The 26,079-nt window shown below is 55.6% G+C and carries 21 protein-coding genes, 1 pseudogene and 1 riboswitch; of the genes and pseudogenes, 6 read left to right on the top strand and 16 right to left on the bottom strand.

Features of this window, described 5'->3' with window-relative positions; genetic code table 11:
• Positions 1 to 32 precede the first annotated feature (32 nt).
• Positions 33 to 1,127 carry a Xaa-Pro peptidase family protein gene (locus NST84_RS06075; protein ID WP_342564726.1) on the top strand — a complete coding sequence of 365 codons (1,095 nt, stop codon included), beginning with the start codon at positions 33 to 35 and terminating at the stop codon, positions 1,125 to 1,127.
• Between the two features lie 103 nt (positions 1,128 to 1,230).
• On the opposite strand, the gene NST84_RS06070 is transcribed toward NST84_RS06075, so the two are convergent.
• Entirely contained in the window at positions 1,231 to 1,953 is a 723-nt protein-coding gene (locus NST84_RS06070) for a queuosine precursor transporter (protein ID WP_342564725.1), read from the bottom strand.
• A 10-nt stretch (positions 1,954 to 1,963) separates the two neighbouring features.
• Positions 1,964 to 2,009: riboswitch (PreQ1 riboswitch) on the bottom strand.
• A 332-nt stretch (positions 2,010 to 2,341) separates the two neighbouring features.
• Here NST84_RS06070 and NST84_RS06065 point away from each other — a divergent pair.
• On the top strand, positions 2,342 to 4,030 hold the full coding sequence (locus NST84_RS06065; protein ID WP_342564724.1) for a methyl-accepting chemotaxis protein: 1,689 nt from the start codon (positions 2,342 to 2,344) through the stop codon (positions 4,028 to 4,030).
• A gap of 615 nt (positions 4,031 to 4,645) precedes the next feature.
• Here the strand turns inward: NST84_RS06065 and NST84_RS06060 are convergent.
• The 8 genes from NST84_RS06060 to NST84_RS06025 all read right to left on the bottom strand — a co-directional run bounded on the left by NST84_RS06060 (position 4,646) and on the right by NST84_RS06025 (position 13,169).
• Entirely contained in the window at positions 4,646 to 4,972 is a 327-nt protein-coding gene (locus NST84_RS06060) for a YnfA family protein (protein WP_342564723.1), read from the bottom strand.
• A gap of 450 nt (positions 4,973 to 5,422) precedes the next feature.
• Entirely contained in the window at positions 5,423 to 6,235 is an 813-nt protein-coding gene (gene cobS, locus NST84_RS06055) for an adenosylcobinamide-GDP ribazoletransferase (protein WP_342564722.1), read from the bottom strand.
• The gene (gene cobU, locus NST84_RS06050) at positions 6,232 to 6,780 is read right to left on the bottom strand and encodes a bifunctional adenosylcobinamide kinase/adenosylcobinamide-phosphate guanylyltransferase (protein ID WP_342564721.1); all 549 of its coding nucleotides are present in this window, start codon (positions 6,778 to 6,780) and stop codon (positions 6,232 to 6,234) included. The genes cobS and cobU overlap by 4 nt, the downstream gene beginning before the upstream one ends.
• Positions 6,777 to 7,838, bottom strand: a complete 1,062-nt coding sequence (cobT, locus tag NST84_RS06045; RefSeq protein ID WP_342564720.1) for a nicotinate-nucleotide--dimethylbenzimidazole phosphoribosyltransferase — start codon at positions 7,836 to 7,838, stop codon at positions 6,777 to 6,779. The genes cobU and cobT overlap by 4 nt, the downstream gene beginning before the upstream one ends.
• A 668-nt stretch (positions 7,839 to 8,506) precedes the next feature.
• On the bottom strand, positions 8,507 to 9,694 hold the full coding sequence (locus NST84_RS06040) for an aminotransferase class I/II-fold pyridoxal phosphate-dependent enzyme (RefSeq protein WP_342564719.1): 1,188 nt from the start codon (positions 9,692 to 9,694) through the stop codon (positions 8,507 to 8,509).
• On the bottom strand, positions 9,687 to 10,751 hold the full coding sequence (locus NST84_RS06035; RefSeq protein ID WP_342564718.1) for a D-alanine--D-alanine ligase: 1,065 nt from the start codon (positions 10,749 to 10,751) through the stop codon (positions 9,687 to 9,689). The genes NST84_RS06040 and NST84_RS06035 overlap by 8 nt, the downstream gene beginning before the upstream one ends.
• 21 nt (positions 10,752 to 10,772) lie before the next feature.
• On the bottom strand, positions 10,773 to 12,227 hold the full coding sequence (locus tag NST84_RS06030) for a PLP-dependent aminotransferase family protein (protein ID WP_342566360.1): 1,455 nt from the start codon (positions 12,225 to 12,227) through the stop codon (positions 10,773 to 10,775).
• A 99-nt stretch (positions 12,228 to 12,326) separates the two neighbouring features.
• On the bottom strand, positions 12,327 to 13,169 hold the full coding sequence (locus NST84_RS06025; protein ID WP_342564717.1) for an AraC family transcriptional regulator: 843 nt from the start codon (positions 13,167 to 13,169) through the stop codon (positions 12,327 to 12,329).
• Between the two features lie 153 nt (positions 13,170 to 13,322).
• On the opposite strand from NST84_RS06025, the gene NST84_RS06020 reads away from it, so the two are divergent.
• On the top strand, positions 13,323 to 15,032 hold the full coding sequence (locus NST84_RS06020; RefSeq protein ID WP_342564716.1) for a glycoside hydrolase family 2 TIM barrel-domain containing protein: 1,710 nt from the start codon (positions 13,323 to 13,325) through the stop codon (positions 15,030 to 15,032).
• 507 nt (positions 15,033 to 15,539) lie between these two features.
• Here NST84_RS06020 and NST84_RS06015 read toward each other — a convergent pair.
• Positions 15,540 to 16,568 (bottom strand): glycoside hydrolase family 88 protein, encoded by a 1,029-nt coding sequence (locus NST84_RS06015; protein WP_342564715.1) that lies wholly within the window; start codon positions 16,566 to 16,568, stop codon positions 15,540 to 15,542.
• Positions 16,569 to 16,608: 40 nt separating this feature from the next.
• A pseudogene (locus NST84_RS06010) lies at positions 16,609 to 17,410 on the bottom strand (polysaccharide deacetylase family protein).
• A 227-nt stretch (positions 17,411 to 17,637) separates the two neighbouring features.
• On the opposite strand from NST84_RS06010, the gene NST84_RS06005 reads away from it, so the two are divergent.
• A complete protein-coding gene (locus NST84_RS06005; protein WP_342564714.1) occupies positions 17,638 to 18,324 on the top strand; it encodes a sialate O-acetylesterase in 687 nt (228 codons plus the stop codon).
• A gap of 48 nt (positions 18,325 to 18,372) precedes the next feature.
• Here the strand turns inward: NST84_RS06005 and NST84_RS06000 are convergent, their stop codons facing one another.
• The 4 genes from NST84_RS06000 to cobD all read right to left on the bottom strand — a co-directional run bounded on the left by NST84_RS06000 (position 18,373) and on the right by cobD (position 22,724).
• Positions 18,373 to 19,077: a histidine phosphatase family protein gene (locus NST84_RS06000; protein ID WP_342564713.1), complete on the bottom strand. Its 705-nt coding sequence runs from the start codon at positions 19,075 to 19,077 to the stop codon at positions 18,373 to 18,375.
• A 22-nt stretch (positions 19,078 to 19,099) separates the two neighbouring features.
• Positions 19,100 to 20,047 (bottom strand): adenosylcobinamide-phosphate synthase CbiB, encoded by a 948-nt coding sequence (gene cbiB, locus NST84_RS05995; protein ID WP_342564712.1) that lies wholly within the window; start codon positions 20,045 to 20,047, stop codon positions 19,100 to 19,102.
• Positions 20,048 to 20,237: 190 nt separating this feature from the next.
• Positions 20,238 to 20,993, bottom strand: coding sequence for an adenosylcobinamide amidohydrolase (locus tag NST84_RS05990; protein WP_342564711.1), 756 nt, complete (start codon positions 20,991 to 20,993; stop codon positions 20,238 to 20,240).
• A gap of 618 nt (positions 20,994 to 21,611) precedes the next feature.
• Positions 21,612 to 22,724: a threonine-phosphate decarboxylase CobD gene (gene cobD, locus NST84_RS05985; protein WP_342564710.1), complete on the bottom strand. Its 1,113-nt coding sequence runs from the start codon at positions 22,722 to 22,724 to the stop codon at positions 21,612 to 21,614.
• Between the two features lie 242 nt (positions 22,725 to 22,966).
• Between cobD and NST84_RS05980 the strand changes: the two genes are divergently transcribed.
• On the top strand, positions 22,967 to 23,971 hold the full coding sequence (locus tag NST84_RS05980; RefSeq protein WP_342564709.1) for a lipoate--protein ligase: 1,005 nt from the start codon (positions 22,967 to 22,969) through the stop codon (positions 23,969 to 23,971).
• 202 nt (positions 23,972 to 24,173) lie between these two features.
• On the opposite strand, the gene NST84_RS05975 is transcribed toward NST84_RS05980, so the two are convergent.
• Complete coding sequence (locus NST84_RS05975; RefSeq protein WP_342564708.1) at positions 24,174 to 24,890, bottom strand: metal-dependent hydrolase; 717 nt, start codon at positions 24,888 to 24,890, stop codon at positions 24,174 to 24,176.
• Positions 24,891 to 25,113: 223 nt separating this feature from the next.
• Here NST84_RS05975 and NST84_RS05970 point away from each other — a divergent pair, with 223 nt between their 5' ends.
• Positions 25,114 to 26,058, top strand: coding sequence for a DMT family transporter (locus tag NST84_RS05970; RefSeq protein ID WP_342564707.1), 945 nt, complete (start codon positions 25,114 to 25,116; stop codon positions 26,056 to 26,058).
• Positions 26,059 to 26,079 lie beyond the last annotated feature (21 nt).

The following is a 26,079-nucleotide window of genomic DNA, read 5'->3' as shown; positions in this document are numbered from 1 at the left end:
TAGAAGGGTTATACGAAAGGGGAATACCTGAAATGAACGACGCTCTGAAAAGCCTGGAGCAGGGAATGGCGGGAAGCGGGCTGGATGCACTGCTCGTCACCGATCCCAAGCATGTCTATTATCTGACCGGCTTTGCCTCGAACCCGCATGAGCGGTTTCTTGGCCTGCTGCTGATCCGCGGCGTGGAGCCGGTCCTGATTGTTCCGGCGCTCGACAGTGAGGCGGCGCATGCGGCCTCCTCAGTCAAGACGATTCTGACACACAGCGATACGGATAATCCGTATGAGCTGCTTCAATCCCGTTTTGGAGGTACAGCACCAGGAACACTCGGTATTGAAAAGGAACACTTCTCCGTGAGCCGCTACGAGCTGTTATCCGCAGCTGTTCCGGCCGGAAGCTTCAGCGATATCGGTCCTTTGCTGCGGGCCATGCGGGCCAGAAAGACTCCGGAGGAGATCAGCCGGATGAAGCATGCCGCTGAGCTTATCGAGGAGGTGCTCCGCCGCGGGCTGAGCCATATCAAGAGCGGAGTAACGGAAATCGAGCTGGTTGCCGAGCTTGAATACCTGATGAAAAAAGTCGGCGCTTCCGGCCCCTCCTTTGATACGATGGTCCTCTCCGGACCCAATACGGCCCTGCCGCATGGCGTACCAGGGGACCGGATCATTCAGCCCGGCGATCTGCTGATGTTCGATATGGGCGTATATGCTGCAGGCTACGCCTCCGATATAACGCGCACCTTTGCTGTCGGTGATATCGACAGCAAGCTGGTTGAGATCTACAACACCGTTCTGGCCGCCAATATGGCCGGGATCGCTGCCTCCACAGCCGGAGCCACCTTTGGTTCGGTGGACAAGGCTGCACGCGATGTTATCGAGGCTGCCGGCTACGGCGAATACTTCATGCACCGTGTCGGACACGGCCTGGGGATGGACACCCATGAATACCCTTCGCTGCATGGTCTGAACACAGACGTTATCGAGAACGGCAATGTGTTTACGGTCGAGCCGGGCATTTATGTACCGGGTCTCGGCGGTGTACGTATTGAGGACGACGTGTTTATTACCGCCGAAGGTCCAGTTACTCTTACCAGCTACCCTAAGGAACTGTCGGTAATTCAGCTGTAGACAGCTCCATTCTGCTGTACTGCAGCTACTATACAAAAAAAGCAGCAAGCCCTTTTCCGGGGGCTTGCTGCTTTTTTTATTTATATGCGTTTAAAGCATTCTTTTATACATCAATCCGGGCTTCGGTATCCTTGCGGCTCCCTGTCTCTTCGGCAAAGCTGAAGGAACGGGCAATGTACAGGATAGGTGTACCGGCACCGGTAAGCAGGAATTTGGACAGGTAGGTGGTCAGCAGAATCTCCGTCCACACCTTCAGATCATACAGTCCGGCAAACGCAATGGTGCAGAAAATCAGCGTATCTACAAAGGAGCTGACCATCGTGCTGCCGTTCGAGCGGATCCACAGCTGACGGGAGCTGCCGTAATATTTACGAATCCAGGAGTACAGGCGTACATCCAGGAACTGGCTGATAAAGTAAGCAGTCAGACTGCCCAGGGCCAGACGCGGCATCATGCCAAAGATTGTCTCCAGGGAAGACTGTGCGATATCGGTCTCCTGCGGCTCAAACACAAGCACCATCTGCATAATCGCCGTCGTCATCAGCAGCGTGAAGAAACCGAACCAGACCGCATTACGCGCTTCAGCTCTGCCGTATTTCTCATTCAGCAGGTCGCTGGTCATATAGAGCGTGACGTACATCGTATTGCCGAGCGTCATTACAATGCCAAACGGCATTTCGATGGTTTTGGCCACCTGGATGTTGGCGATAACCGTTGCTACTCCAACCCAGGCATACAGGCCCTTTTTACCGAACAGCCGGTAGCAGACCAGAAAAAAGGCAAAATTGACAATGACAAACACAATTCCCCACAGCAAATTAAACATGTATCTTTAAATCCTCCTAGTTTTGGTTACGCGGGATGGTTACGAACCGCGGTTATGATGTTATGCCGGAACAAAACATTACTACTCTACCACAAGAGAAGCTAACAAGCCATGAAATTTTATTTCCGGCAAATTCAGTAATTCCCCTGTATATTTTTGAAAATCACATAACTTATTCGAATATTATTAAATTTTTCAGAAAATTCTGCGTGATTGTTGCATTTTTCACTATTCAACCGGAGGTTAATTCTATAGAATAGTTATCAATCGTATTTCGAGTCCAATATCCTTATATATGACCTATACCTATGGAATATATTGTGCCTGCTTGATTGTAAGGCATTGCAGAGGGATATAGATGCATCCTAATCACGAAGGAGAGAATGAAATGGTACGTTTTAAAAATTCAATCAGCCGCAAATTCACGCTTCTTTTGTTTACAGTACTGTTGCTAACGTCGCTTGTATTAAGTATCAGCTTCTACTTTATCTCCATGAGTACCATCGACAGCTATGTTATGCCGCAGATTAACAAGCTTTTGACTGCCGCAGCACAGGATTCCTACAAGGGAATGAATGCAACCTACGCCCAGCAGACGCTTAACAAAAGTGAACAGGCTGCAACCAATCTGGAATATTATTTCCGGGATAAAAAAGAACAGCATGATGTGGAGACCATCTTTCTGATCAATCTCGCCGAAGGCAAAGCCACCGTGCTGACTGCCGATCACGACTCCAAGCTGAAGCCTGACGAATCGCTTGCCGTAACCCCGGTAATGGACCAGGCCTCGAAAGGTAAAACAGGAGTAAGTACCACATATAGCGACAGTCATGGTATACATAGAACAGCCTACGTCGGAATTCCCGGCAGCACTATGCTGATTGGTGTGAGTTATGATCTAGGTTTTGTTCAGGATAAAATAGACAGTATTGTCTGGACGAGTGTTGCCATCACGCTGGCTTCCCTGATTGTCGGACTCACAGCCGCCTACTTCATGAGCCGCAGAATTACCCGGCCGCTCACCCGGCTCACCGCCTACAGCAACAAGCTGGCAGAGGGTGATTTCACCCAGGAGCTGATCATCAAGGGCAACGATGAGGTCAGCCAGCTGTCGGAAAGCTTCCGCAGCATGGGCCATAAGCTGAAGGACATGATCAGCCAGGTACTGGAAACCTCCAATACCGTTGTCGCCGATGCCAATGATCTGAAGAAGCGTGTCGAGGTACTCAACGGAATGGCCGAGCGCTCCGCTGAGTCGGTGACTGAGATCAGCAAGGGGAGCGCAACAATTGCCGCCAGCGCTTTTGAGAATTCCAAGGCGATGGAGGAAATCAATGTCGGCATCCAGCATATTGCTGCTGCAGCCGGTGAGGTCACCGAGCAGATCAGCGAGGCCTCACAGGAAGCGGCCGGCGGGAATGAGACCGCCCGGAGTGCCGTTGAACAGATGCGCCAGGTAGAGCAGGTTTCGGTGCATTCACTTGAGCAGTTCCGCATCATGAATGAACGCTCGCAGATGATCGGCGAGGTGGTTCAGGGAATCACCGAAATCACGAAGCAGATCCAGATGCTGTCCCTTAACGCTTCTATTGAGGCAGCCCGTGCAGGCGAACACGGCCGCGGCTTCGCCGTTGTTGCCGGAGAGGTCCGCAAGCTGTCCGAACAGTCCAAGGAATCCAATGAGCAGATCCGTGAATTCCTGCTTAGCCTGCAGGAGGATATGAACCGTTCGGTCGAGGAGATGAATCATGTGAACGCGGAAGTATCCTCCGGGGTCGGCAAGGTCGTTGCCGCCGGAGATGCCTTCAACCACCTGCTCATTCTGATCCAGAGTATCAGCCACAGCATCCAGTCCGTATCCGCGGCAACCCAGGAAATTTCCGCCGGCACAGAGGAAGTCAGCGCCTCTGTTGAAGAGGCTGCACAGATCACAGCCACCTCGCAGTCGATCGCCGGTTCACTTGCCGAGGATTCCTCCCGCCAGTATCAGGAGCTGGAGGGCAATTCCCTGACTGTAGAGCACCTGCACGAGCAGGCTGTCAAGCTTCAACAGGCGGTCGCTCAGTTCAAGATTTAATAATAAAAGGACACTACGGAAGCACCGCTTGGCGGCTGTCTTTCGTGGTGTCCTTTTTTACGTACAATATTTATTATACCGGGGGTATGACTGCGGATTGCTGGCTATTGGCAGACTGCTGAGTGCCTGCTGGGTGCTAACGGCCTGCTGACTGCTAAATGCTGACTGAGTGCTATATGCTTGCTGAGTGCTGACTGCTAACGGCCTACTGACTGCTTGCTGACTTTTAACGGCCTGCTGACTGCTAACGGCCTACTGACTGCTTGCTGAGTGCTAACGGACCGTAGCGCCTTTATTCTTTCCGTTTACTGCATTTGACCAGGCTAACGGACCGTAGCGCCCTTATTGTCTGTCTGCGGGGTGTTTTTGGGCTCAATATGACCGGATAAGGGCGCTGAGGTCCGTTAGATTTTTAAAGTGTGCTTTTGACGGGGAATACGGTCATTTGAGTCCGTTAGAAGGTTGTTTGGTGCTACTGCTTCATACGGATTTCCGCGCAGGCTACATTACACTTTTCCGTTGTACTGCTGCGGACTATATTCAAGTTCAATTAGTGTATAATAGCCTCCCCAGTCCGGCACTTACACATATATAACCTGACTTCTCGAACATATCCTAGCTTCTCGGTGCCCACAGAATGACGGAGACCCCGATTACGCAGATTGCGGCCCCGATCCAGTCGTACATGTCCGGTGTTTTTTTGTCGACCAGCCAGCCCCACAGAACTGCCAGAACAATAAACACCCCGCCGTATGCGGCGTACACTCTGCCAAAGGACGGAAATTTCTGAATAGTAGGAATGATTCCATATGCAACCAGGATAACTGCGCCTGCGATCCCATACCAGAGCGGGCGTGATTCCCGCAGCCAGAGCCAGACCAGATACCCTCCCCCGATCTCGGCCAGCCCGGCTACTATAAACAGCATTATGGCCATGAACATTATTATCCCTCTTTTCAGGACAAGCCCGTTAGTTTGTATACAGACTTCATCTTCCAACTCTCCCGTACAAGGTGCAGCCAGCCTACCGAACGCCGCTCACCTAATGCAGTCCCGAAAAGGTTGCCTTTAGCGCCGGGAAATTACACCCGAAACCGGGGAATTCCTGAACTTTCTGCAAATCGTCAAGCTAGCGGCAACGCATCTCTGTTAAGTAAACCAGCCATATTAATTCGTTTTCCAGATTTCGCCGACTGGATACAAGGGAAAACGGACGGGTAAAGATATCTGCTCTGCTACAGATGGTTAGATACAGATGGTTAGATACAGATGGCCAGATACTGATGGCTGATGCAGATGGCCGGATACTAATGGCTTACGATATGGCTGATGCAGCCAGCCCGGTACTGATAGCTGCGTCAGCCGGCCAAGTGCTGTGCTCCTGTACATCAGCTACAGCAGATTGTGCTGCAGCAGCACGAGAAGCAGCAGCAATGCTGCTTCCAGCAGCTCGTTCAGTGCGCCGTACACGTCGCCGGTGAGCCCGCCGAGCCGGCTGCTGATCCGCCGCGCCGCGAATCCGCCGCAGGCCGCGGCAGTCAGCGGTGCCAGGCAGGCCGCAGCCAGATGCTGCGGCCATGCCCCGCCTCCCGCGCCGAGCACCAAAGGTGCTGCGGCTGCGGGAAGCGTCAGCAGAGCGGCGAGCAGCATGGCGCGCCGCTCCTGCCGGGGAGGCAGCGCAGCGAAGCTCGCTGCCAGCCCTTCATTGCCGCGGGCCAGGGGGAAGCGGGCCATTGCCCGCACCATGTACCAGCGGCTCCACACCGGCGGCAGCAGAAGCAGTGGCAGCTCGTAGTAACGGCTGCCCCCGATAAAAGCTGCCAGCAGCGCTGCTTTCAGCAGCAAAAGCAGCACGCAGGCCAGCACGCCCATGGCCCCCACTCGGCTGTCCTTCATAATCTCCAGCATCCGCTCCCGTGAACGGTAGCTGAGCAGTGCATCTGCGCTGTCCATCCAGCCGTCCAGATGCAGCCCGCCGGTCAGCCCTACCCACAGAATGAGAGTTATGACTGCGGCAGGCCAGGCCGGCAGCAGCCAGACCGCTGCTGCTGCTCCAGCCGCAACGCTAAGCCCGATGGCCGCGCCGACCAGCGGGTAATACGCCACGCTGCGCCGCAGCAGCTCGGGGGAAAAATCCCCGCCATCCTTAACCGGGAAGCGGGACAGAAACTGAAAAGCGGCAGCGGCGTCCCTGCGCGCACTCACAGCTTGTACTCCCTGCTCTTCAGCTCTATCGGTATTCCGGCAGTTACCAGAAACACCTGCTGGCAACCCGCCGCCAGTCTTGCATTCATCCTGCCGGCCAGATCCCGGTACAGCCGTCCGAGTGCATATTCCGGTACAATCCCGTCACCAACTTCGTTTGTTACAAGAACCAGCGTCCCTTGAAAGGCAGCGGCAGCTTCCTCCAGCCGGGCGATCTCCTCCTCGACCCGTTCCTGCCTGTCCGGCCCACTCTCAACAGCCAGCAGGACATTCGACAGCCAAAGGGTCAGGCAGTCCACCAGCACTGCCCCACCTCCCGACAGCTGTTGCAGCAGCCCCGGCAAATCCAGCGGCTCTTCCACCGTCTCCCATTGTCCGCCGCTTTCTTCGCGCTGCCGCCGGTGCAGGTCAATCCGCGCCTTCATCTCATCGTCAAAAGCTTGTCCGGTCGCCACATACACCGCCTGTCCTGCCAATGACAGCGTCAGGCGTTCGGCGAAGCCGCTTTTGCCGCTGCGCGCTCCTCCCGTTACCAGAATACTCATCGGCTATCCGCTCCCGAGACTCCTGCGCTTTCAAAGGTAGCCATTTCGCGCATAATCCGGCTGGCGGCTTCAACAAAGTGCAGGCAGAGCACACCGCCTGTTCCTTCGCCGAGACGGAGTTCAAGATCAAGCAGCGCTGTAAGACCCAGCCGCTCCAGCATCAGCTTATGCCCCTGCTCGCCGGAGATATGGGAAGCGATCATATAATCGTGAGACAGCGGGGCAAGCGCTTTGGCAACAAGTGCTGCTGCACCCGAAATAAAGCCATCCAGCACCACAGGAACCCGGGCCGCAGCAGCTCCCAATATAAGTCCGGCCAACCCGGCGATCTCAAGTCCGCCTACCTTGGACAGTACATCAATCGCATCCGCGGAATCAGGTACATTAAGCTTCAGCGCCCGCTCTACAACGGCGATTTTATGCCGCAGCCGTTCATCGTCAATCCCGGTGCCCCGTCCCACTGCTGTCTCAGCCGGAACACCTTCAAGCGCACACAGCACTGCTGCGCTGGCTGTCGTATTGCCGATGCCCATCTCGCCGGTAATAAAAATCTCCGTTCCGCCTTTCACCGCTTCCTCTGCCACACTGACTCCAGCCAAAATAGCCTGCAGCGCCTCCTCCCGGCTCATCGCCGAGCCCTTCGCCATATTGCCGCTGCCATAGCGCACTTTACGGGCGAGCAATTCGGGATGGCTTAGGTCTCCGGCGATGCCAATGTCGACCAGCCTCACCTCTGCACCCGCCTGGCGGGCAAGCACATTCACTGCTGCTCCGCCGCTGAGGAAATTGTAGGCCATCTGAACCGTGACCTCCTGCGGAAAAGCGCTGACACCTTCGCTGCACACCCCATGGTCAGCAGCCATAACCACAACTGTACGTTTGCCGTAAGCCGGCTGCTCCGTGCCGGAAATCCCCGCCAGCTGTATTGCCAGCTCCTCCAGCCGCCCTAGACTTCCGGGCGGCTTGGTCAAGATGTCCAGGCGCTGCTCTGCCCGCTTAATGGCTTCCAAATCTGCCGGTTTAATCCGGCAGATTACCTGCTCAATTGTTGAATGCATCAGTATTCCTCCTATGTATCGTCTACCTCTAGCCTCACCCTGCTCGCCAAGCCAATTGCCCTTTAGCGCTTACCGTATATTCTCGACTACTGCCCACCACCTTCTGCCCCTATCCACTCACTATTTGCCACTAACTACTCACAATGTGCTACTAGCCCTCTTACACCCTGCTACTCGCCATATGCTACTAGTCCGCTAACCATATGCCTCAAGCCCGCTCACCTTCTGTCACTATCCACTCATCATCTTCCGCCAGCCGCTCACCACTTGCACCTAAACCTCTCCTCACCGCTGCAGCAGTACAAGGTGAGCCAATCCTTCTAACGGACCATATAGCCCTTATCAATCAGCATACAGGCAATTCTCCGCACTAACGGACTCAGATGCCTTTATTTGCCGGCTAAATGGCCCTTGAGGCGGGTTTTGAGAGTAATAAAGTCACTGGAGTCCGTTAGCCGCGCCAAAAAGGCTAAAATCAGCGAATAAGGTCATCTGTGTCCGTTACAGCTCCACAGCCTGGCAGATCCGGCATTATGCAATCTGCCGCAGAAAAAAGCCCCTTCAAAAGAAAGGGACCCCTGCCGCTGCCGGTACACAGCAGCATGCGCGCACGCTTTATTCCGTATCCCCTTTTCTTCAAGGATAGGGGATACGGAATGATCTTACAATCAGATTTTTACTTTCATGAAGCCTTCCATCCGCTCCAGCGCCTCGGTCAGCTTAGCTGTGGAAGCTGCATAAGAGCAGCGGATATGCCCTTCGCCGCCGCTTCCGAACACATGCCCGGGAACAGCGGCAACTCCTGCTTCCTGCAGCAGCCTCAGTGCAAATTCCTCCGACCGCATTCCGGTGCGGGCAATCGACGGGAAGGCATAGAACGCCCCCTCCGGCTCGCGGCAGTCCAGCCCGATGCTCCGCAGACCCTCGACGAACAGCGTTCTGCGCTGGCGGAAAACCTCCTTCATCCGGTCCTTGTCAGCCAGCCCGCTGCGCAGCGATTCCAGGGCAGCGATCTGTCCCAGCACCGGTGCGCACATCGCGGTGTACTGATGAATCTTGAGCATCGCAGCCAGCAGCTCGCGGCTGCCGCAGGCGTAGCCGACGCGCCAGCCGGTCATGGCGAACGCTTTGGAGAAGCCGCTGATCAGGATCGTCCGCTCCAGCATGCCGGGAAGCGAGGCAATGCTGACATGCCTGCTGTCATAGGTCAGCTCGGCATAGATTTCATCTGACAGCACCAGCAGGTTATGCTGCTTCACCAGTTCAGCAATCGGCAGCCAGTCTTCATAAGACATCACCGCCCCGGTAGGATTGCTAGGGAAGTTCAGCACCAGCAGCTTGGAGCGCGGTGTGATCACCTTTTCCAGGGCTTCAGCTGTCAGCTTAAAGCCCTGCTCCGCCGTAGTCTCCACCTCGACCAGCGTGCCGCCGTTCAGATGGGCGATCGGCGAGTAGGCGATATAGCTCGGCGAAGGGATAATGATTTCGTCACCCGGAGCAGTGAACGCACGCAGCGCCAGATCCAGCGCTTCGCTGCTGCCTACGGTAACGATTACCTCATCGGTAGCCTGATAGCTCAGTCCGAAGCCGTTAGACAGATAATGCGCAATCTCCTCCCGCAGCTCAGGCAGTCCGCTGTTCGGCGTGTATGTGGTTTCGCCGCGCTCCAGCGCACGGATACAGGCAGCCCGGATATGCTCCGGGGTTTTGAAGTCCGGCTCCCCGACACCAAGTGATATAATCTCGTTGTTACCTGCTGTAAGATCAAAAAAAGCGCGGATGCCCGAAGGCGCGATCTCCCGCACACGCGGGGCAATCCACCCCTGCGTGTACGGAGACACCTGCTCATTAAACATGACTGGCCACCTCCCGTATGCCTATTTCCTCCGGTGCTGCGTGTGCTCCGGCCGCCTCGGCTTCCGTATTATATCCCTCAGCCACTGCTTCGCCCGGCCCATCCACTTTCTGCATCAGCACGGCAGCGCCCTTACTCCGCCCCGCACCATTCCCCCGCTCCAGCAGCGAGCCCTCAATAATCGCATCCAATAGTCCGCTGAATGTATACCCGGCAGCGGCAGCGCTGCGCGGGAGCAGGCTCGTTCCGGTCATGCCCGGCAGCGTGTTCACCTCAAGCACATATGGCACGCCCTTTTGCAGCAGCATATCCACTCTGGCGTAGACAGAGCATTTCAGCGCCTTGTAGCAGGCGAACGCCGCCGTCCGCACCCGCTCATGTGTGCCCAGTGACAGCTGGATAACCTGTTCATCTGCCCCGCCCTGCTCGTATTTGGCGCTGTAATCGAACCATTCCGCACCCAGCGACTGGATGCCGATCACCGGCAGCAGCTCCCCGCCAAGGATCGCGCAGGTAATCTCCTGCCCTTCGGTAAAGGCCTCGATCAGGATCGCCCGATCCTCGGCAAAAGCTTTTTCCGCCGCCGCACGCAGCCCCTCCGCGTTATCCACCTTGGACATGCCGATGCTGGAGCCGCCGGCGTTCGGTTTTACCATAACCGGGTAGCCCAGCTGTCCCACAGCTTCCTCTGAATAGTCCTCCATGCTCTCCCAGCACAGCCAATTCGGGGTCATCACACCTTTGCTGCGGAGAATGGTTTTGGACAGATGCTTATCCATGCACAGGCTGCTCGCCAGCACACCGCTCCCGGAGTAGGGGATACCGAGTGTTTCCAGCGTTCCCTGCACCGTTCCGTCCTCGCCGTAGGCGCCATGGAGCGCCAGCAACGCGAAATCCAGCCCTTTTACCGCATCGATCAGCTGCCCGCGCTCCTCAATCACAACCGGCACCGCCTCATATTTGCTCCGGTCCAAAGCTTTCAGCATCTCTTTACCGGTATTCAGCGACACTTCGTATTCAGAGGACACTCCGCCCATAATTACGCCTACTTTTAACATATCCCCATTCCCCTTTTCATCTCATCCGAGTAGTTGACGTGCTGTCCTGCCGATAATCCCGATTCCCTTGCGTATATCGTCCTCCGCTACCCTGGAGAAGCCCAGCCGCAGCGTGTTCTGTCCTGTTCCGTCTGTAAAGAACATATCCCCCACCGTAAAAATAACCCCCTGCTCCCGGCACGCCGCCAACAGCTCTCGTGTGCTGAAGCCATCCGGAAACGTGACGAACAGATGCAATCCCCCGTCCCCGCTCACCTTGCAATCCGGCAAAAGCTCCCTGCAGCAAGCCATCGTCAGCTCATACTTCCGCTTGTATTCCGTTCTGGCCCGTTTGAGATACTTCTCCAAATTTCCGCCGAGCAAATATTGATACAGAATGGACTGGTCAAGCGTCGAAGTGTGGATGCTCCGTGCTCTTTTGACACTTTCCAGATAATAGATCAGCTCCTGGTCCGCCAGCACCCAGCCTACTCTAAGGCCCGGGAACAGCACCTTGGAAAAGCTCCCCAGATAAATCACACTGTTGCCGCCCCCGGCCGCCGCGATCAGCGGAGCCACATGCGAGCCGGAATAGCGCAGCTCCTCGTTGAACCCGTCCTCAATCACCGGCACACCGTAGTCGGCCATCAGCTTCATCACGCCCAGCCTTTTTTCAGGGGACATGACAATGCCGGTCGGATTGTGGTAGGACGGCACGAGGTAGGCACAATCATACATCCCTTCCTCCAGCGCCCGCTTCAGCTCACCGAGATGGATGCCGTCACGCTCCATGGCCACTCCACGGATGCCGAAGCCGTTCAGCCGCAGGTTTTTGAGCGCCGTATGATGGGTCGGATTCTCACAGAGCACCTTCCCGTGCCGCTGGCCTAACGCTGACAGTACAATATCAAAACCCTCCGTGAACCCGTTCGTAATCAGCAGATCCTTGCCGCGCATGTCTACGCCCTTATGCTCCATATATTGCTTCAAATAATCTATCAAAGGCTTATACCCCTTGGCATAGCCGTAGTTCAGCAGAACATTGCCTTCTACAGACATCCGCTCCAGAAAGGCGCGTTTTACATTGTCCAGATCGAACAGGCTTTCATCAGGTGCGATACTGGTAAAAGAAATTGTGTCCTTCCCCGCGCGGATGCCGCGTTTCATAATATCCAGCTCTTCGGCCAGCAGCGCCCTGCTGCTTAAGCGGCTTTTCCAGTCCACGCTCCAGGCAGGTGCTGCTGTATTTTCCGGAAGGGCCGTGTTACTGACATAACTCCCCTGTCCCTGCACCGTATAGGCGAACCCGTCATCCTCCAGCGCCATGTAGGCGGAGATCACGGAGTTACGGCTGACCTTGAGCAGCAGGCTCAGTTCCCGGGTAGAGGGCAGCTTCTGCTCCCCCTGGAGGGCACCCCTCAGAATGAGGCTTTTCATATAATCCTTAACCTGCACATACACCGGCCGCCCGGCAATGAGCCTGAAATCATTAAACATCCGTTCTTCGCCCCCTGTAGCTATCATGGCATAATCTTTTCCGTAAAAAAAGAACCACAGACCCGGCATTTTCCCCCGCCTGTGGTTCCTCCTGGTCCTTCACTCCCCGTTCCGCTGGCTGCTGCGGTAGGCTGTCGGCGATACGCCGTTCAGCTGCTTGAACATTTTGCTGAAATGGTATTCCTCGTAAAAGCCGCACAGCTTGGCAATTTCCCTCACCGGATAATCCGTAAACGTCAGGTAGCGGCATGCCTGCTGGTTCTGGATATGCATATGATATTCCTTCGGCCCCATACCGGTATATTTCAGGAACAGCTTACGCAGGTACGAAGCTGAAATACCGTACTCCTCCGCCATTTTTTCGATCCGGTGATGGTCCATGTAGGCATTCTCAAGCTTGCTCTTAATCTGCTCAAAAGCGGCAAAAGCCCCCGACTCCATCACATTCCAGTCTGCCCGGACGCTCTGGTGCAGCTTATGGAGCAGAATCTGTGTTTTGGCACGGGAAACGGCCGTTCCGGCAGTCTGCCCCGGCAGCCACTCCTGGTTAATCTCCCGGAACATAGCGCCGATCACCTCAGCCTGCCCGGGGCCATACTGGCTCAGAAAGGGAAGCCGCAGTGTCTCTATGGGCCGGACGTTCCTCCAGACCGCATCATAGCCGAGCTCCGCACAATCGAACAGCAGCATCGTGATACGCAGCGGGGCTTCCATTTCTGAACGCATGGACATTTTGAGGCCGGGCTTCAGATAAGCCAGCATTCCTGCCTGCACCTTATGCTCCACATTAGTCCTGAAAATCCCCTCACCCTCATGAATCCAGTACAGGCTATGGACATTGACCATGTTGCGGATGTCCTCCCAGCCCGGAAAAGTCACTTTATCCAGCACAAAATGAATATGCACGCTCAGGTCATTCAGGTTATAGGCATTCTCTTCCAAGCACAGTCTCCCCTTTGCTGCTGCAGGCGCGATTTATACAAGACTTTATTGTTTTTTTCTATTCACTGCCCGAGTGGTAAATGATACTATCCATACTAACACGATGCCTGTAAAAGGCAATGCCATCGCACAATAACGGGGAGGCACACACACTTGTTAAGAACTTTTCGTCAGCATAATATCCGCGTAACAGAGCTGCTGGACGGGCCTTGGGATTTCGCGAAAGATCCTTTAAAGGCAGGCCTTGAGGAAAAATGGTTTGAGCGTTTTCCACATTCTCCGCAGGCTCTTCACGTCCCTTCCTGCTGGAATAACGAGCTGGGAATGTATGAATATGAGGGCGTCGGCTGGTACCGTAAAAAACTCACGCTGAGTGATAAGCAGCATGTCCGGCTGATTTTTCATGCGGTGCAGGGCCATTCCGATGTTTATCTGGACGGGCAGCATCTGGGCTACCACTACGGCGGCTTTACGCCCTTTGAGTTCCTTGTTCCGTCCCTGGCTGCAGGAGAGCATGAGCTGATTATCCGGACTGACAGCACGCTGGACAGCTTTACTATTCCGACGGAGCAGGTGGACTGGTTCCATTACGGCGGTATCATCCGCTCGGTGGAGCTGCAGTTTTTGCCGGACCTCTATATCGAACAGCTGAAGATTGATTATGAGCTGCAGGGTGCAGAGGCTGAGGTGTCTGTACAGGTGCAGTTGCGCTCTTTGCTGACGGATGCGCTGGTGACCAGGCTGGTGCTCAGTGAAGGCGGACAGGAGCTGCATGCGGAGGAAGTGTTGGTTGAGGCAGGCCAGGTGCTGAACCATGTGATTAATCTGCAGCTGGCGGAGGTCCGTCTGTGGAATGTGGGCAAGCCGGAATTATATACATTCCAGTTGCGGACAGAGCATGATGATAAGATTGAGCGGATCGGCTTCCGCACAATCGAGACTAGAGACCACCGGATTCTGATCAACGGCGCCCCGGTCTATCTGAAGGGTGTGAACCGGCATGAGGAGCATCCGGAATGGGGCTTTGCTTTTCCGCCGAAGCTGATGCACAAGGAGCTGGATATCATTCTGGAGCTGGGCTGCAATACCGTCCGGGGCTCCCATTATCCGCAAAGCTCCTATTGGCTCGACCTGCTCGATGAGCATGGGCTTGTATTCTGGAGCGAGATTCCGATCTGGGGCTGCTTCCTGCCGAATGAGACCGTCAGCGAGCCGCTGTTCCGGGACCGTGCCCTGACCATGATTGAAGAGATGATCGGCACGCATTATCATCATCCGAGCGTGGCGTTCTGGTCTGTGCACAATGAAATCGATACCCGCACACAGGAAGCCTATGCGTTCACCGAGGCACTGATCGGACTTGTGCGGAAGCTGGATACCTCACGGCTTGTCACCTATGCCACCATGCATCCGCTGGAGGATATTCTGCTGCCATTATTTGATGTGATCGGGATCAACAAATATTTTGGCTGGTACGAAGGCGAGGTCAGCGGCTTCAAGGGCATGCTGGAGCAGTTCCATAAGCGTGCGGAGCAGCTGGGAGCGGGCGACACGCCGGTGTTGATGACCGAGTTCGGGGGCGCCGGACTGTTCGGGGACGTCGGCTGGGAGCCGCGGCTGTTCAGCGAGGACTATCAGGCGCATATCGTGACCGAAGCGCTGAATATCTTCCGCGCTGATCCCAAGATCGGCGGCACGTACATCTGGCAGTTCGCCGACATCCGCGGCGACCTGAAGAGCAGCAGCAGGAACTTCCGCGACCGGGCCCGCGGCTTCAACAACAAAGGTCTGGTCAACGAATACCGCAAGCCCAAGCAGTCGTTCCGCGAGGTGCGGCGGATCTATCAGTCGTGGACTGACTGAGGATGTTTGGTGGTTGGTGATTGAAAGCCCCCGCCTGGCGGCGCGGGCTTTTTTAACCTTACAAACAGCCTAACGGACTCAGATGACCTTATCTGCACCAATTCGTCCCCCGGCCTAACCTAACGGACTCAGATGACCTTATTTAGCGCCAAAACACACCTCCGAGGTCATATGACGGCAAATAGCGGTTGCTGAGTCCGTTAGATCAGAAATACTCTTGAAATCCAGTAAATAACGTCTCCTGGGTCCGTTAGCGGGGCCGGGATTGCAACAAAACAGGCGAACCAGCGCTCCCAATCCAAGGAGCAATACCGGTTCGCCTGTTTTTTTGCGTATAGTTACTTAATGAAGGAGCCAAAGTGTTCTGCCGGGCTTTTGCGACATAATCCAATGAAGAGCTACACTGCTCCGTTTAGCCTTTTGCGAAGTCACTAACAAAGTCTCGTCTTTGCCCGCCTGACTTTTTGCAAGCAGGATACAGATGCTGACCCGGCCTAATGTTCCCGCTTACCGCGCCTGTTCAATCACCGCACAGAGGAACGCAAGCGCCAGTCCCTGCCCCCAGCCCTGCGCCCACTTCCGGTCAATGCCGAGATAGCCGGCCAGATCGTTCATTACTGCCGTTCCGCCGGATACATTCAGCACACGGCCGTTATCGGCGATATTATCGAGCAGGCCCTGCAGCGCCCGGTTGACATACTTTCCGTGCAGCGGGTTCCCCTGCATGACCATAGCTGCGCCGATTCCCGCTGTAGCCGACACTTCACCGTACGCTTCCGGATGGTCGAGTACGGTACCCCAGAGGCCGTCAGGCTTCTGCAGCTTTTTGATCGCTGCGAGCTGATCGCGAAGTGAGCTGGAAATATGCATATACGGCGGATACAGGTAGGCTTCCGGCAGAATTTTACCGACTCTGGACATGGTGTAGGCTGCCCAGGCGTTGGCGCGGGCCCAGTAGAGGCCGGACATGTGATTTTGCTCAATGTGATTGTATCCGTGATACCATAGGCTGGTGTTTTCATCCTGCAGGTAGTTGATGTGCCAGAAGAACTGATGGAGTGCGTCATCGATCCACTTTTTCTCCCCAAGCAGCACGCCTGCACGCAATTCGAAGTAGGCTGCCATGAACAGTGTGTCGGCCCAGGCCTGCTCCGGAAAATCATTTTTGACCGAAACCGTATGCTGAAGCACCCGGTCACCAAAACGCAGAGCCCGGTTCTGCAGATAATCCAGCTTGCTGACAATCAGGTCAAGGTATTTCTGCTCCTTCGTCTGTTCGTAGAGTGTGAGCAGCATATGGCCCATCGCGCAGGTATTAACCGTCCACTCAGCCGGCAGCCCTGCCTCTATATATTCGGCACACCAGTCGGCCATCCGCTCCAGATAGCGTTGCTCTCCAGTAACTTCAAAAGCCCGGCTGACTCCGTAATAAGCAACCCCGCAAGGCCAGTTCCAGGTCAGGTCCATGCCGAGTGTGTAATCGGCTACGCTGTCTGTAACCTTTTTCAGATCAAGATTAGATAAGTCCAGCTTCATTATTCAAAAAGCCTCCCCGTTAAATTATGAACTGCCGTTATTACACGAGAACTGTCCGGCAGCCGCCCTTAACTTCCACAATTCTGTCATCATCTATACTAAGCCAGACCGATGCTGCCCCCGGATTCCATACGAACTGCCCTGATGCGGCAATTTTCAGCTGGCGGTAGGCGCTGAGGTAGTCGACAATCTCCATGTTGGTAGCGTACCAGATGTCCTCCCGTCCACCGGCCAGCCGGCAGAACTGCTCAATAATTTCCCAGTTGCCATCGTTGTCAAACTCGTAGCTGTGGCCCCACACGTACATCAAGTACAGATACTGCCGCTTATTAAGCGAAATGAACTGTTCACCGAGCTGCAACAGATTTTCCTTGTGGTGGCACGTCGGCTTCCACTCCAGCAGGTCCTCAGGCATGCCAAACTGTCCGGTACTCGGAACAACTCGGCATATTCAATGCCCAGATGCGGCAGCAGCTCCTTGATCTCCCGGCTGTACGAACCGTTCGGATAAGACATTCCACGCACCGTGTAACCGGTTAACGTCTCCAAACGCTCACGATCCTCCAGTACTTCCCGGACAACTAGCTCCTGCGGGCTCTGGTAATCGTCGAGTGGGTAACGGTATGCGCTGAAATTTCATGTCCCTGGTACAGCTCCGCTGCCTCTTCCCCGGTAATCCGGTCCCCTTGCCCCAGACGCCCGGAGTTCAGGTGAAACATGCCCTTGATCCCATACTGGTTAAAGACTGGCACCAGCCGTCTATCGGCCTTCTTACCATCGTCGTAGCTCATGGTCAGTACCTTATGCTTCCCCTCTGGAAAAGCCAGATAAATCTTCGGCATTCCTCTACCTCCTAAGCAAAACTCTCTCATTACCAAAATCCTATCACGCTCCGCCAGGGCACTGGAATGGAAAAAAATAAGCTTCATTTGTAAGATTCGAGCTTTTTTCTGCTCATGTATCCGCTTCCCGTCTCCCGTATCGCTGGTCATTGTCATTCTAATCTATCTGTGCTAGTATCCTTTTTGAAATTGAGAGCTGTGGAAAAAATAAACAGGGGTGTTGCAGTATGCGCGTATTCTTGTTAATCGGACAATCCAATATGGCCGGCAGGGGAGTACTGGAGGAACCGGACATAAACGCGGAGCCTGAGAAAAATATCTACAAGCTGGACGGGAACGGGGTCTGGCTGAACGCAAAAGAACCGGTACATAATGACAAGCCGGAGCTGGTCGGTGTAGGTCCCGGACTGACGTTCGCACGAACGGTTCTTAGCACATTTAACGGCGGGAAGGTTGGGCTGATTCCCTGTGCAGTGGGCGGAACAAAAATGGAGCGCTGGGTACCCGGCGGAGACCTGTATGAGCGGGCTGTTTCCCGGGCACGCCTGGCATTGGAGAGCGGTCAGCTAAGCGGCATTCTTTGGGCCCAAGGGGAGAGCGATTCCGAACTGGAGGCTGATGCGGCGGTCTACAAAGACCGGTTATTCAGCCTGATTACCAGCCTGCGGAAGGAGCTGAATGCAGAGGAGGTTCCTTTTGTTGCGGCAAAATTGGGCGGATTCATCCGCCCGGCAGAATACCCGTATACCGATCAGATTAACGTGGCGCTGGAGTCAGCAGCCGCGGTTTATGACAAGTTCTTTCTGGCGGATTCGGCTGGGCTCACCCATAAAGGTGACTATCTGCATTATGACGCTGCTTCGGCAAAAGAATTGGGCCGGCGCATGGCTGAGGGTTGGCTGACTTTCCAGTAGATAGATTAAAGCTGTTATGCCTGTATGCTTAAAAAGCAAAAACCCGCGCTAAGCGCGGGTTGGCGTGTGTTGCAGCTGAATGACTACCGCCGTTCCCGGAGGCGGTGCTGCTGCAGTGCGGAACGTGACGCCCGGCTGTGTCTCAGCCAGCAGATGGCGGATCACGCCGCCGTGGGTGATGATCAATACGCGCAGCTTCTGCGGTTTATGACTGTGGAGGACGGCTGCCTGACTGCCTGGCTGCCCGCTTTCCCTTTGGGGATCAGGGCGGTTTACGGCTGGCGTTTCTGATTCTCCTGCTTCCTGAAGCAGCGTTGCCAGAAACTGCTCCAGACGGGCTGTAAAAGCAGTCCAGGCTTCTCCTCCCGGCGGTGTAACCGCCGCCGGATCATCAATCCAGCTTCTATACAGCGGATTATCGCTGAGCTGCTCATAAGTGCAGCCCTCCCACTCCCCGAAGGAAGTTTCCCGCAGCCGTGAATCGTATACAGCCCGTGCTGCCAGTGCTGTCGCCACTACCTCCAAAGTCTCCCTGCAGCGCAGCAGATCACTGCAGTACACCCGCCAGAACTCGCCGGTAAGCTCCGGCAGCTCTTTGCTCGCAGCCAGCTTCTCCCGTTCTTCGGGCAGCAGCGGCAGATCGGTGCTGCCCAGATAACGGCGCTCCTTATTCCACTGCGTGTGCCCATGGCGCAGCAGTACCAATTCTACCGTGTGCTTGCCGCGAGACTCCCCTCGTCCCAAGTTATTCATATTAAGCCGCTCAGCCCCCGTTTCATATGAAGGCTGCCGCTGCACAAAGGACCACAAAAAAAGTGGAAGAAAGCAGCATCAGCCGGGAAGTAACAATAATATCGTCCGGCTCCAGAGCGCGCAGGGACTCGCCCATATAGGCGCGGAATGAGGCCACACCGTGATAGACGTTCACCCCTCCCAGGCGGATGCCCAGTGCTCCGGCTACTGCCGATTCGGGGTAGCCGCTGTTGGGGCTGGGATGCAGGCGGGCATCACGCCGCACGGTCTGCCAGCATCTGCGCCAGTCCAGCCGAAGCAGCCAGGCGCAGAGGGTTAACAGCAGCGCAGTGATACGCGCCGGTATGTAGTTGGCTGCATCATCGAGCCGGGCAGAGGCCCAGCCGAGATTAAGGTATTTGTCGTTCTTATAGCCGACCATCGAATCCAGTGTGTTCACAGCGCGGTAGGCCATAGCGAGCGGCGCACCTCCAAGCAACGCGTAGAACAGCGGAGAAATGATTGCATCCACTATATTCTCGGCAACCGTCTCCACCGTACCGCGCACAATTTCCGGACTGTCCAGGTGTGCCGTATCCCGGCCGACGATCATGCCGAGCGCCTGCCTGGCTGCAGGAAGATCACCTTTTTGCAGCTCTGCATAGACCGCCGTCCCTGCATCCTTCAGTCCTTTGGAGGCAATGGTTGTAGAGATCAGCCAGGCTTCAGCCGCCAGCGCCAGCCAAAGCGAGATCCGGGACAGCAGCCAGAGCAGCACTGCTGTTACCAGCCAGCTTCCGCCTGCTACCAGCAGGGGCAGCAGAATGCCGGCACGCTTCAGGCTGCGCGGTTGGCTAGTTAAGCGGCGGATTGCCCGCTCCAGCGCGGTAATTGCTTTTCCCATCAGCACAACCGGATGGGGCAGGCTGCGGGGATCGCCTATAAGGCGGTCCAATATATACGCTGCAAGCAGCTGGATTGCGGCCGTCATGGGCAAGTCCTCCGTGGCCGGCCTGGCGCAGTGCTTATTTGTTGAGCCTGCACTATTTGGCCCAGCGCACCTTCTGTTTGGGGAGTTCTCCACATTCTGCTCAAGCCGGCGTTTGTTTGCTGAGCGCTCCATATTTTCCGCGAACCTGCGCCCGTTTGCTGAGCGCTCCACATCCCGTGCAGAAGAATGCTCATTTCCCAGTCTTCCTTGCCTGCTCCTGCACAGCAAGCACTGAGCGGAGGCTGCCTGTTACCGCTGCATAAACCAGCCGGCCAATCGCTCCGCCGAGATCAGTCGCTGTACCGGCGTACACATGCTCCGCCCCGTAACGGCGGCTTCCGCTGACTGCCAGCACAATTGCATCTGTCGTCGTGCCTGTGGCGGTCAGTCCATTCTCGGAATCAGTGATGCCGAGATCCGCCAGGGCAGCGGCCTTGGCTTCGGTTGCCGTAATTACAGCGTTCACCATCGCCGACGGAGTCAGCAGACCATCTATGCCAAGCATAATATTGATCGTGCCCGGACGGTAAGCCTTCAGCACACTCCGTTCTACCCCGGCGCGGGCCGCGTTGCCCGCAGCCGCAGTTACGCAGCAAAAGATTCCCGCAGAGCCGGTATCCTCCTCCGCAACCGCCGCATGCTCCAGCGGCACTGCCGTCATCAGGCCTGCGCAGCCCTCCAGCGGGTAGCCCCACTCTGCCAGCTTGTTTTCCATATCGCGTACCGGATTGCTGCACTCATAATCACGGCGGACATACTGGTTCACAGCCCGCTTTAACCGGCCTCCTCCTCCGCCGTACACTGCACTGGAAATGCTGTCCGCTTCGGCCGGAAACTCCAGCAGCAGGTGCTCCTTTTTCCACTCCAGCACCAGCCCGGGCCAGACGCCGGAACGGTACGTCCGCGCCCCGCCAGCAAGCTCAAAGGGAGTCTTCACTTCTGCCATACCTAGTCACGCCCTTTCCCTTTACTTTTACTTTAGGTTTCTTTGCTTGCACACTCTACTTACTCATGTACCCTTCTTAATCCCTTACTCTACTTTTACTCCAATAATTCAATGCTGCTCCCTCTATTCTCACTATCCACTCCTTCCGCTCACGATACCGTTTATGTTAGGGTCTGCTCCACTACCTCAAACAACTAGTTGGATTTTTGACACCTAATTCCTTCATTTCTCCGCAGTTTTGATGATTAGTTGGAAAAACCACACCTATTTCGGTCTGAAATCCTAACTACGGGCAAAAATGACGGAATTAAGTGACCTTTTTCCACCTAGTTTCTTCCCAAGAGGACCTGGCCCCGAAATAAATGACAGAATTCCACTTAATTGAATTGAAATGCTCCGCAGAGCAAATTTCATCACTGACAGTTACCTGCCTTCTACCAAACTGTGTAGGCACCCGCTTATTCAGCCTGGCTGCCCTTATCCCAGCCAGATGGATACCCGCGTATTAGTGAATATCCGTAGCATTCCGTAGCATCCAGTAGCATTCAACGGTAAACAGCAGCATCCAACAACACCAGCATTAATTCACTAACCTTGCGGCATCCGGCCGCCACAGGCTCATTCCCCGGCCAAAACTGCCTCCAGCTCCCGCAGCAGCCGGGCGTTGTCCTCCGGCCCCTTGACGGCCACGCGGATATGCCCGGCAGCCAGGCCCGGGTACATCGCGCAGCTGCGCACGAGGATGCCCCGGCGGCCAAGCTGCTCCTGCGCGGCCGCAGCTGTCCACCCTTCCGGCAGCTCCGCCAGCAGGAAGTTGGCTTCGCCCGGCGGCACGCTGCAGCCGAGCCGCCCCAGGCCCGCCCGCAGCAGCTCCCGCTCTGCTGCGATCAGCGCCCGCGTGCGCGCGGTATACCCGCGCCCGCTGCGCAGGCACGCTTCCCCGGCCAGCTGCGCCAGCCCGTTCACGCTCCAGGTCACCTGCTTGCCGCTCATTCTCGCGGCAAGCTCCGGGGCTGCGATGGTGAACCCCAGCCGCAGCCCCGGAATGGCAAAAAACTTCGTCATCGAGCGGATCAGCACCGTATGACGGAACCCGGCCAGCTCCGGCAGCAGCGATTGCCGCCGCTCCTCCGGGATGAAGTCAATGAACGCTTCATCCACGGCAAGCAAGGTCCCGCAGGCCTCTGCCTTGCGGGCCAGGAGCCGCAGGTCGTCCAGCGCATACTGGACGCCGTTGGGGTTGTTCGGCTGGCCGAGGAACAGCAGATCCACCTGCTCCAGCAGCCCGGCAATTTGCGCCGGCTCCGCCCGGTACATCTGCTTCTCCGTTCCTTGAACGGAGAGCACCTCCGCGCCGAATTGCTCTGCCAGCTGGCGGTACTCGGAGAAGCAGGGCTCGACGATCCCCACCCTGCGCGGTGCTGCAGCCAGCAGCAGCAGGGCCATGGACTCCGCAGCCCCGTTGCCCACAGTAATCCATTCTGTGCTGACGCCTAGCTCTGCGGCCAGCAGCGCCTTTAACCGGCGGTGCCCCGGATCAGGATATGCCGTGACGGCAGCAGCAGCATCCTGCAGCAGCTCCAGCACGGCAGGCGGCGGACCGAGCGGGTTAATATTAGCGCTGAAATCAACAAAAGCGCTCCCCCTGTTACTATCCCTATCTCTGTCGCCTTCCCCGTAAAGCTCCGCTGCCGTCAGCAAATCGCCGCCGTGGCCATATTTTTCAAGCATCATTTCACTCCCTCAGCGTACCTTCGAATTAAACATCTATAGCCCAATTATTGCCTTTACCGCAGAAGCGCGTCAATCATGTAAGTGGGACCATTTTGCCATTGTAACCGGCCTGCACAAATCGCCCCTGCTCCAGGGCCCCTGTGCATCTATGCTGAAATACACTTTCTATTTTGTGAAATGCGGGCTTTTAGTTTAGAATAAATGCAGTAGTTAACCATGTACAGGCGGAGGAATATACTATGCTTTTTATTGATAACACCGGCATTACAGATGCTTCGATCAACCTGGCCATTGAGGAGTTCGCGCTCAAAAACCTCCCGATGGACGACAGCTACCTGCTCTTTTATATCAACAGCCCGTCCATCATCATCGGCAAGCACCAGAATACAATTGAAGAGATCAATCAGGAATATGTAAAAGAAAACAACATCCAGGTCGTGCGCCGGCTCTCCGGTGGCGGAGCAGTGTACCATGACCTCGGCAACCTGAATTTCAGCTTCATCACCAAGGATGACGGCGAATCGTTCCACAATTTCCTCAAATTTACCCAGCCGGTCATCGACTATCTGCAGTCCATGGGAGTAAACGCTGAGCTGAGCGGACGCAACGACCTGCAGGTCGGCGAGCAAAAAATATCCGGCAACGCCCAGTTCTCCACCCGCGGACGGATGTTCAGCCATGGCACCCTGATGTTCGACCTGAACCTCGATGATGTACAAGCTTCCCTGAACGTAAATCCGGAGAAGTTCAAATCCAAGAGCACGAAGTCCGTGCGCAGCCGGGTTGCTAATATTAAAGGTCTGCTCGGCAACACAGAAATGACCATTGAGGAGTTCCGCGACGGGCTGCTGCGATCGATCTTCGGCATGGAGCCTTCTGAGGTTCCGCAGTACAAGCTGACGATGGATGACTGGGTCCGCATTAACGAAATTTCCAAGGAGCACTACCAGAACTGGGACTGGAACTACGGCCTGTCGCCGAAGAGCAATGTGAAGCACACCCGCAAATTCCCGGCCGGCCTGGTCGATATCCGCATGGATATTGAGGACTCCTACATTAAAGATATCAAAATCTACGGCGATTTCTTCGGCGTCGGTGACGTAGTAGATGTCGAGAATGCTTTGCGCGGCAATCGTTACGAGAATGCAGAGGTCAGAGAAGCGCTGTCCGGGCTTGATCTGAAGCATTATTTTGGGCGGATTGAGCCGGAGGACTTCATCGGACTGGTATTCCTGGAGGAATAGCATTTCGGGTACACCTCTGATTAGTATGCAAAATAAACCAGCCCTTCCGGACGATCCGGGTCGGCTGGTTTTTTACTAAAAACGGCATGTAGTCCGGGGAATCTGCCTATCCCCCGAAACAGCTGCAAGTTTCCCTATAAACACAAAAAAGCCCCCGCTGCAGCCAGCGGAGAGCCTTATCATGCCTATCGGCGAGTCCCCCTCAGACAGGGGTAATAACGAACACATATGCAACCAGCAGCAGCGTGAGCACAATGCATACATTCTCCACTTTGCTGCCCTTTTTCGTCCCGGTGCTCATCAGCTTCAGGCGCAGCTTGAAAGGCAGCGGCGGCAACAGGGTAATTCCGCGCTGGGTCAGCGAGTCAGCCAGCAGATGCAGCGCATATGACATGGCTCCGGCAATCCACAGGCTGCCGCCGTCATTCATACCAAGGGAAACAAAGTACAGCAGTACTCCCCAGCCTGCTACAGCATACAGGGTATGCGTGATTCCCCGGTGCGGGACAACAGAAGCTACAATGAGTATGCAGGCGGCGATGTAATTCCACGGATCGTAATCAGCGGCGAACGCGAACAGCGCCAGGGCGATCAGCAGCATAACCAGCTGCCGCAGCCTTCTGCCCGGGAGGAACGATACACTGCCTACCAGCAGTGCCAGCACGATATTCCATGGCGCATCAACTATGCCGGCAAAATACAGATAAATCCCTGCCCCGATCAACGCCACCTGCAGCAGCCTAAGCATCGATTCGGGTACAGCGCTGCGCACCAGCAGCGAATTGGGCTCATCAATATCTGGCAGCAGCGAGCTGACCGCCGCCACAGCCACAGCCGGAACCGTGATTTCGTAACCGAGCAGATTCATCACAGAGAGCGTAATCCCGGTGCTGATAATAAAATGGGATTTGCCCATCATCTTTGAAACCGCCCCTTTCTAGGATGTCAAAATAAGAACAAATGTGCGGTTACCAAAGTATACTAAGAGAGCGTTTTTTTGTCCAGCATTCAGCTGCATTATACATGTCAAAACCCTATAGCCGCCGGGCTTCTGTATAGTTTCGGCTTGTCCTCCCCTTTGTTTTAGGATACAATTTGGACAACTTGATACGTTTTCTGTATTTCATGAAAGGATGACGATAGTGAGCCGCTCACGAATCGCTGATTTCAGCCTGCTGCTGGTGGCGCTGATGTGGGGCTGCACCTTCCTGATCGTCCAGCACGCTGTCAGGGTACTGCCGCCGCTCGCCTTCAACAGTATCCGGTTCACGGGCGCCGCCTTGCTGCTGGCGCTGATTACGGCTGTCTTTTACCGTCATGAATGGAAACAGCTGAGCTGGCGTATGGTTCTGCATGCCCTGCTGCTGGGCCTTTTTCTGTTCATGGGCTACGGTCTGCAGACGATGGGGCTGCTGTATACCAGCACCTCCAATACCGGGTTCATCACCGGCCTGTCCGTCGTGATTGTTCCTTTCCTGTCACTCGCGCTGCTGAAGCATTCTATTTCCCGCTATACGTGGATCAGTGCAGCTATTGCCGTAGGTGGTCTGTATCTGCTGACCTTCACCGGTTCTGCATTCTCGCTTGGACTCGGGGACAGCCTGGTTCTGCTCTGTGCGGTCGCTTTTGCTCTGCAGATTGCCTATACCGGCGTATATGCGCCGCGCTATCCGGCTCTGCCGCTGGCTGCGCTGCAGCTTGCTGTTGTCGGTCTGCTCAGCATCGTGGCCTCGCTGATTGTTGACGGCAGCGGCCCGCTGCTGCAGAGCAGGGAGCTGGTCAGAGAGCCTGACGTGCTCTGGGCGCTGCTGATCTCTATCGGGCCGACCAGCGCGTTTGCCTTCTGGATTCAGACGGCCTGCCAGAAATACACCACACCATCCCGGGTGGCCATTATCTACGCGATGGAGCCGGTGTTCGCCGCTTTTACCGGACTTGTCTTTGGTGGTGAGAAGCTGGGGTTGTCCGCCGGGCTTGGCTGTCTGCTCATCCTTGCGGCCATGCTTACTGCCGAGCTCAGTCCAGCGCCTGACAAAGACGGACATGCTGAAGGGGAATCCGGTCCCCTGGCTTCATCAGACGCATAATTTCATTTATACTAGAACAAT

Source organism: Paenibacillus sp. FSL R7-0345, assembly GCF_038595055.1.
In the GTDB taxonomy this organism is placed as follows: domain Bacteria; phylum Bacillota; class Bacilli; order Paenibacillales; family Paenibacillaceae; genus Paenibacillus_AQ.
Note: the sequence above shows the minus strand (reverse complement) of the source record. Positions and strands in the feature narration are given on the sequence as shown.

Bases quoted from the DNA above. Each gene is read 5' to 3' on its own strand.
- NST84_RS06015 (WP_342564715.1), bottom strand. From the start codon at position 16,568: ATGAAGCTGGACTTATCTAATCTTGATCTGAAAAAGGTTACAGACAGC.
- cobD (WP_342564710.1), bottom strand. From the start codon at position 22,724: ATGCTTGAAAAATATGGCCACGGCGGCGATTTGCTGACGGCAGCGGAG.
- NST84_RS06060 (WP_342564723.1), bottom strand. From the start codon at position 4,972: ATGTTCATGGCCATAATGCTGTTTATAGTAGCCGGGCTGGCCGAGATC.
- NST84_RS05975 (WP_342564708.1), bottom strand. From the start codon at position 24,890: ATGATGGGCAAATCCCATTTTATTATCAGCACCGGGATTACGCTCTCT.
- NST84_RS06070 (WP_342564725.1), bottom strand. From the start codon at position 1,953: ATGTTTAATTTGCTGTGGGGAATTGTGTTTGTCATTGTCAATTTTGCC.
- NST84_RS06030 (WP_342566360.1), bottom strand. From the start codon at position 12,227: ATGTTTAATGATTTCAGGCTCATTGCCGGGCGGCCGGTGTATGTGCAG.
- NST84_RS06040 (WP_342564719.1), bottom strand. From the start codon at position 9,694: ATGTTTAATGAGCAGGTGTCTCCGTACACGCAGGGGTGGATTGCCCCG.
- NST84_RS06075 (WP_342564726.1), top strand. From the start codon at position 33: ATGAACGACGCTCTGAAAAGCCTGGAGCAGGGAATGGCGGGAAGCGGG.
- NST84_RS06005 (WP_342564714.1), top strand. From the start codon at position 17,638: ATGCGCGTATTCTTGTTAATCGGACAATCCAATATGGCCGGCAGGGGA.
- NST84_RS06035 (WP_342564718.1), bottom strand. From the start codon at position 10,751: ATGTTAAAAGTAGGCGTAATTATGGGCGGAGTGTCCTCTGAATACGAA.
- cbiB (WP_342564712.1), bottom strand. From the start codon at position 20,047: ATGACGGCCGCAATCCAGCTGCTTGCAGCGTATATATTGGACCGCCTT.
- NST84_RS06065 (WP_342564724.1), top strand. From the start codon at position 2,342: ATGGTACGTTTTAAAAATTCAATCAGCCGCAAATTCACGCTTCTTTTG.
- NST84_RS06000 (WP_342564713.1), bottom strand. From the start codon at position 19,077: ATGAATAACTTGGGACGAGGGGAGTCTCGCGGCAAGCACACGGTAGAA.
- cobU (WP_342564721.1), bottom strand. From the start codon at position 6,780: ATGAGTATTCTGGTAACGGGAGGAGCGCGCAGCGGCAAAAGCGGCTTC.
- cobT (WP_342564720.1), bottom strand. From the start codon at position 7,838: ATGCATTCAACAATTGAGCAGGTAATCTGCCGGATTAAACCGGCAGAT.
- NST84_RS05980 (WP_342564709.1), top strand. From the start codon at position 22,967: ATGCTTTTTATTGATAACACCGGCATTACAGATGCTTCGATCAACCTG.
- NST84_RS05990 (WP_342564711.1), bottom strand. From the start codon at position 20,993: ATGGCAGAAGTGAAGACTCCCTTTGAGCTTGCTGGCGGGGCGCGGACG.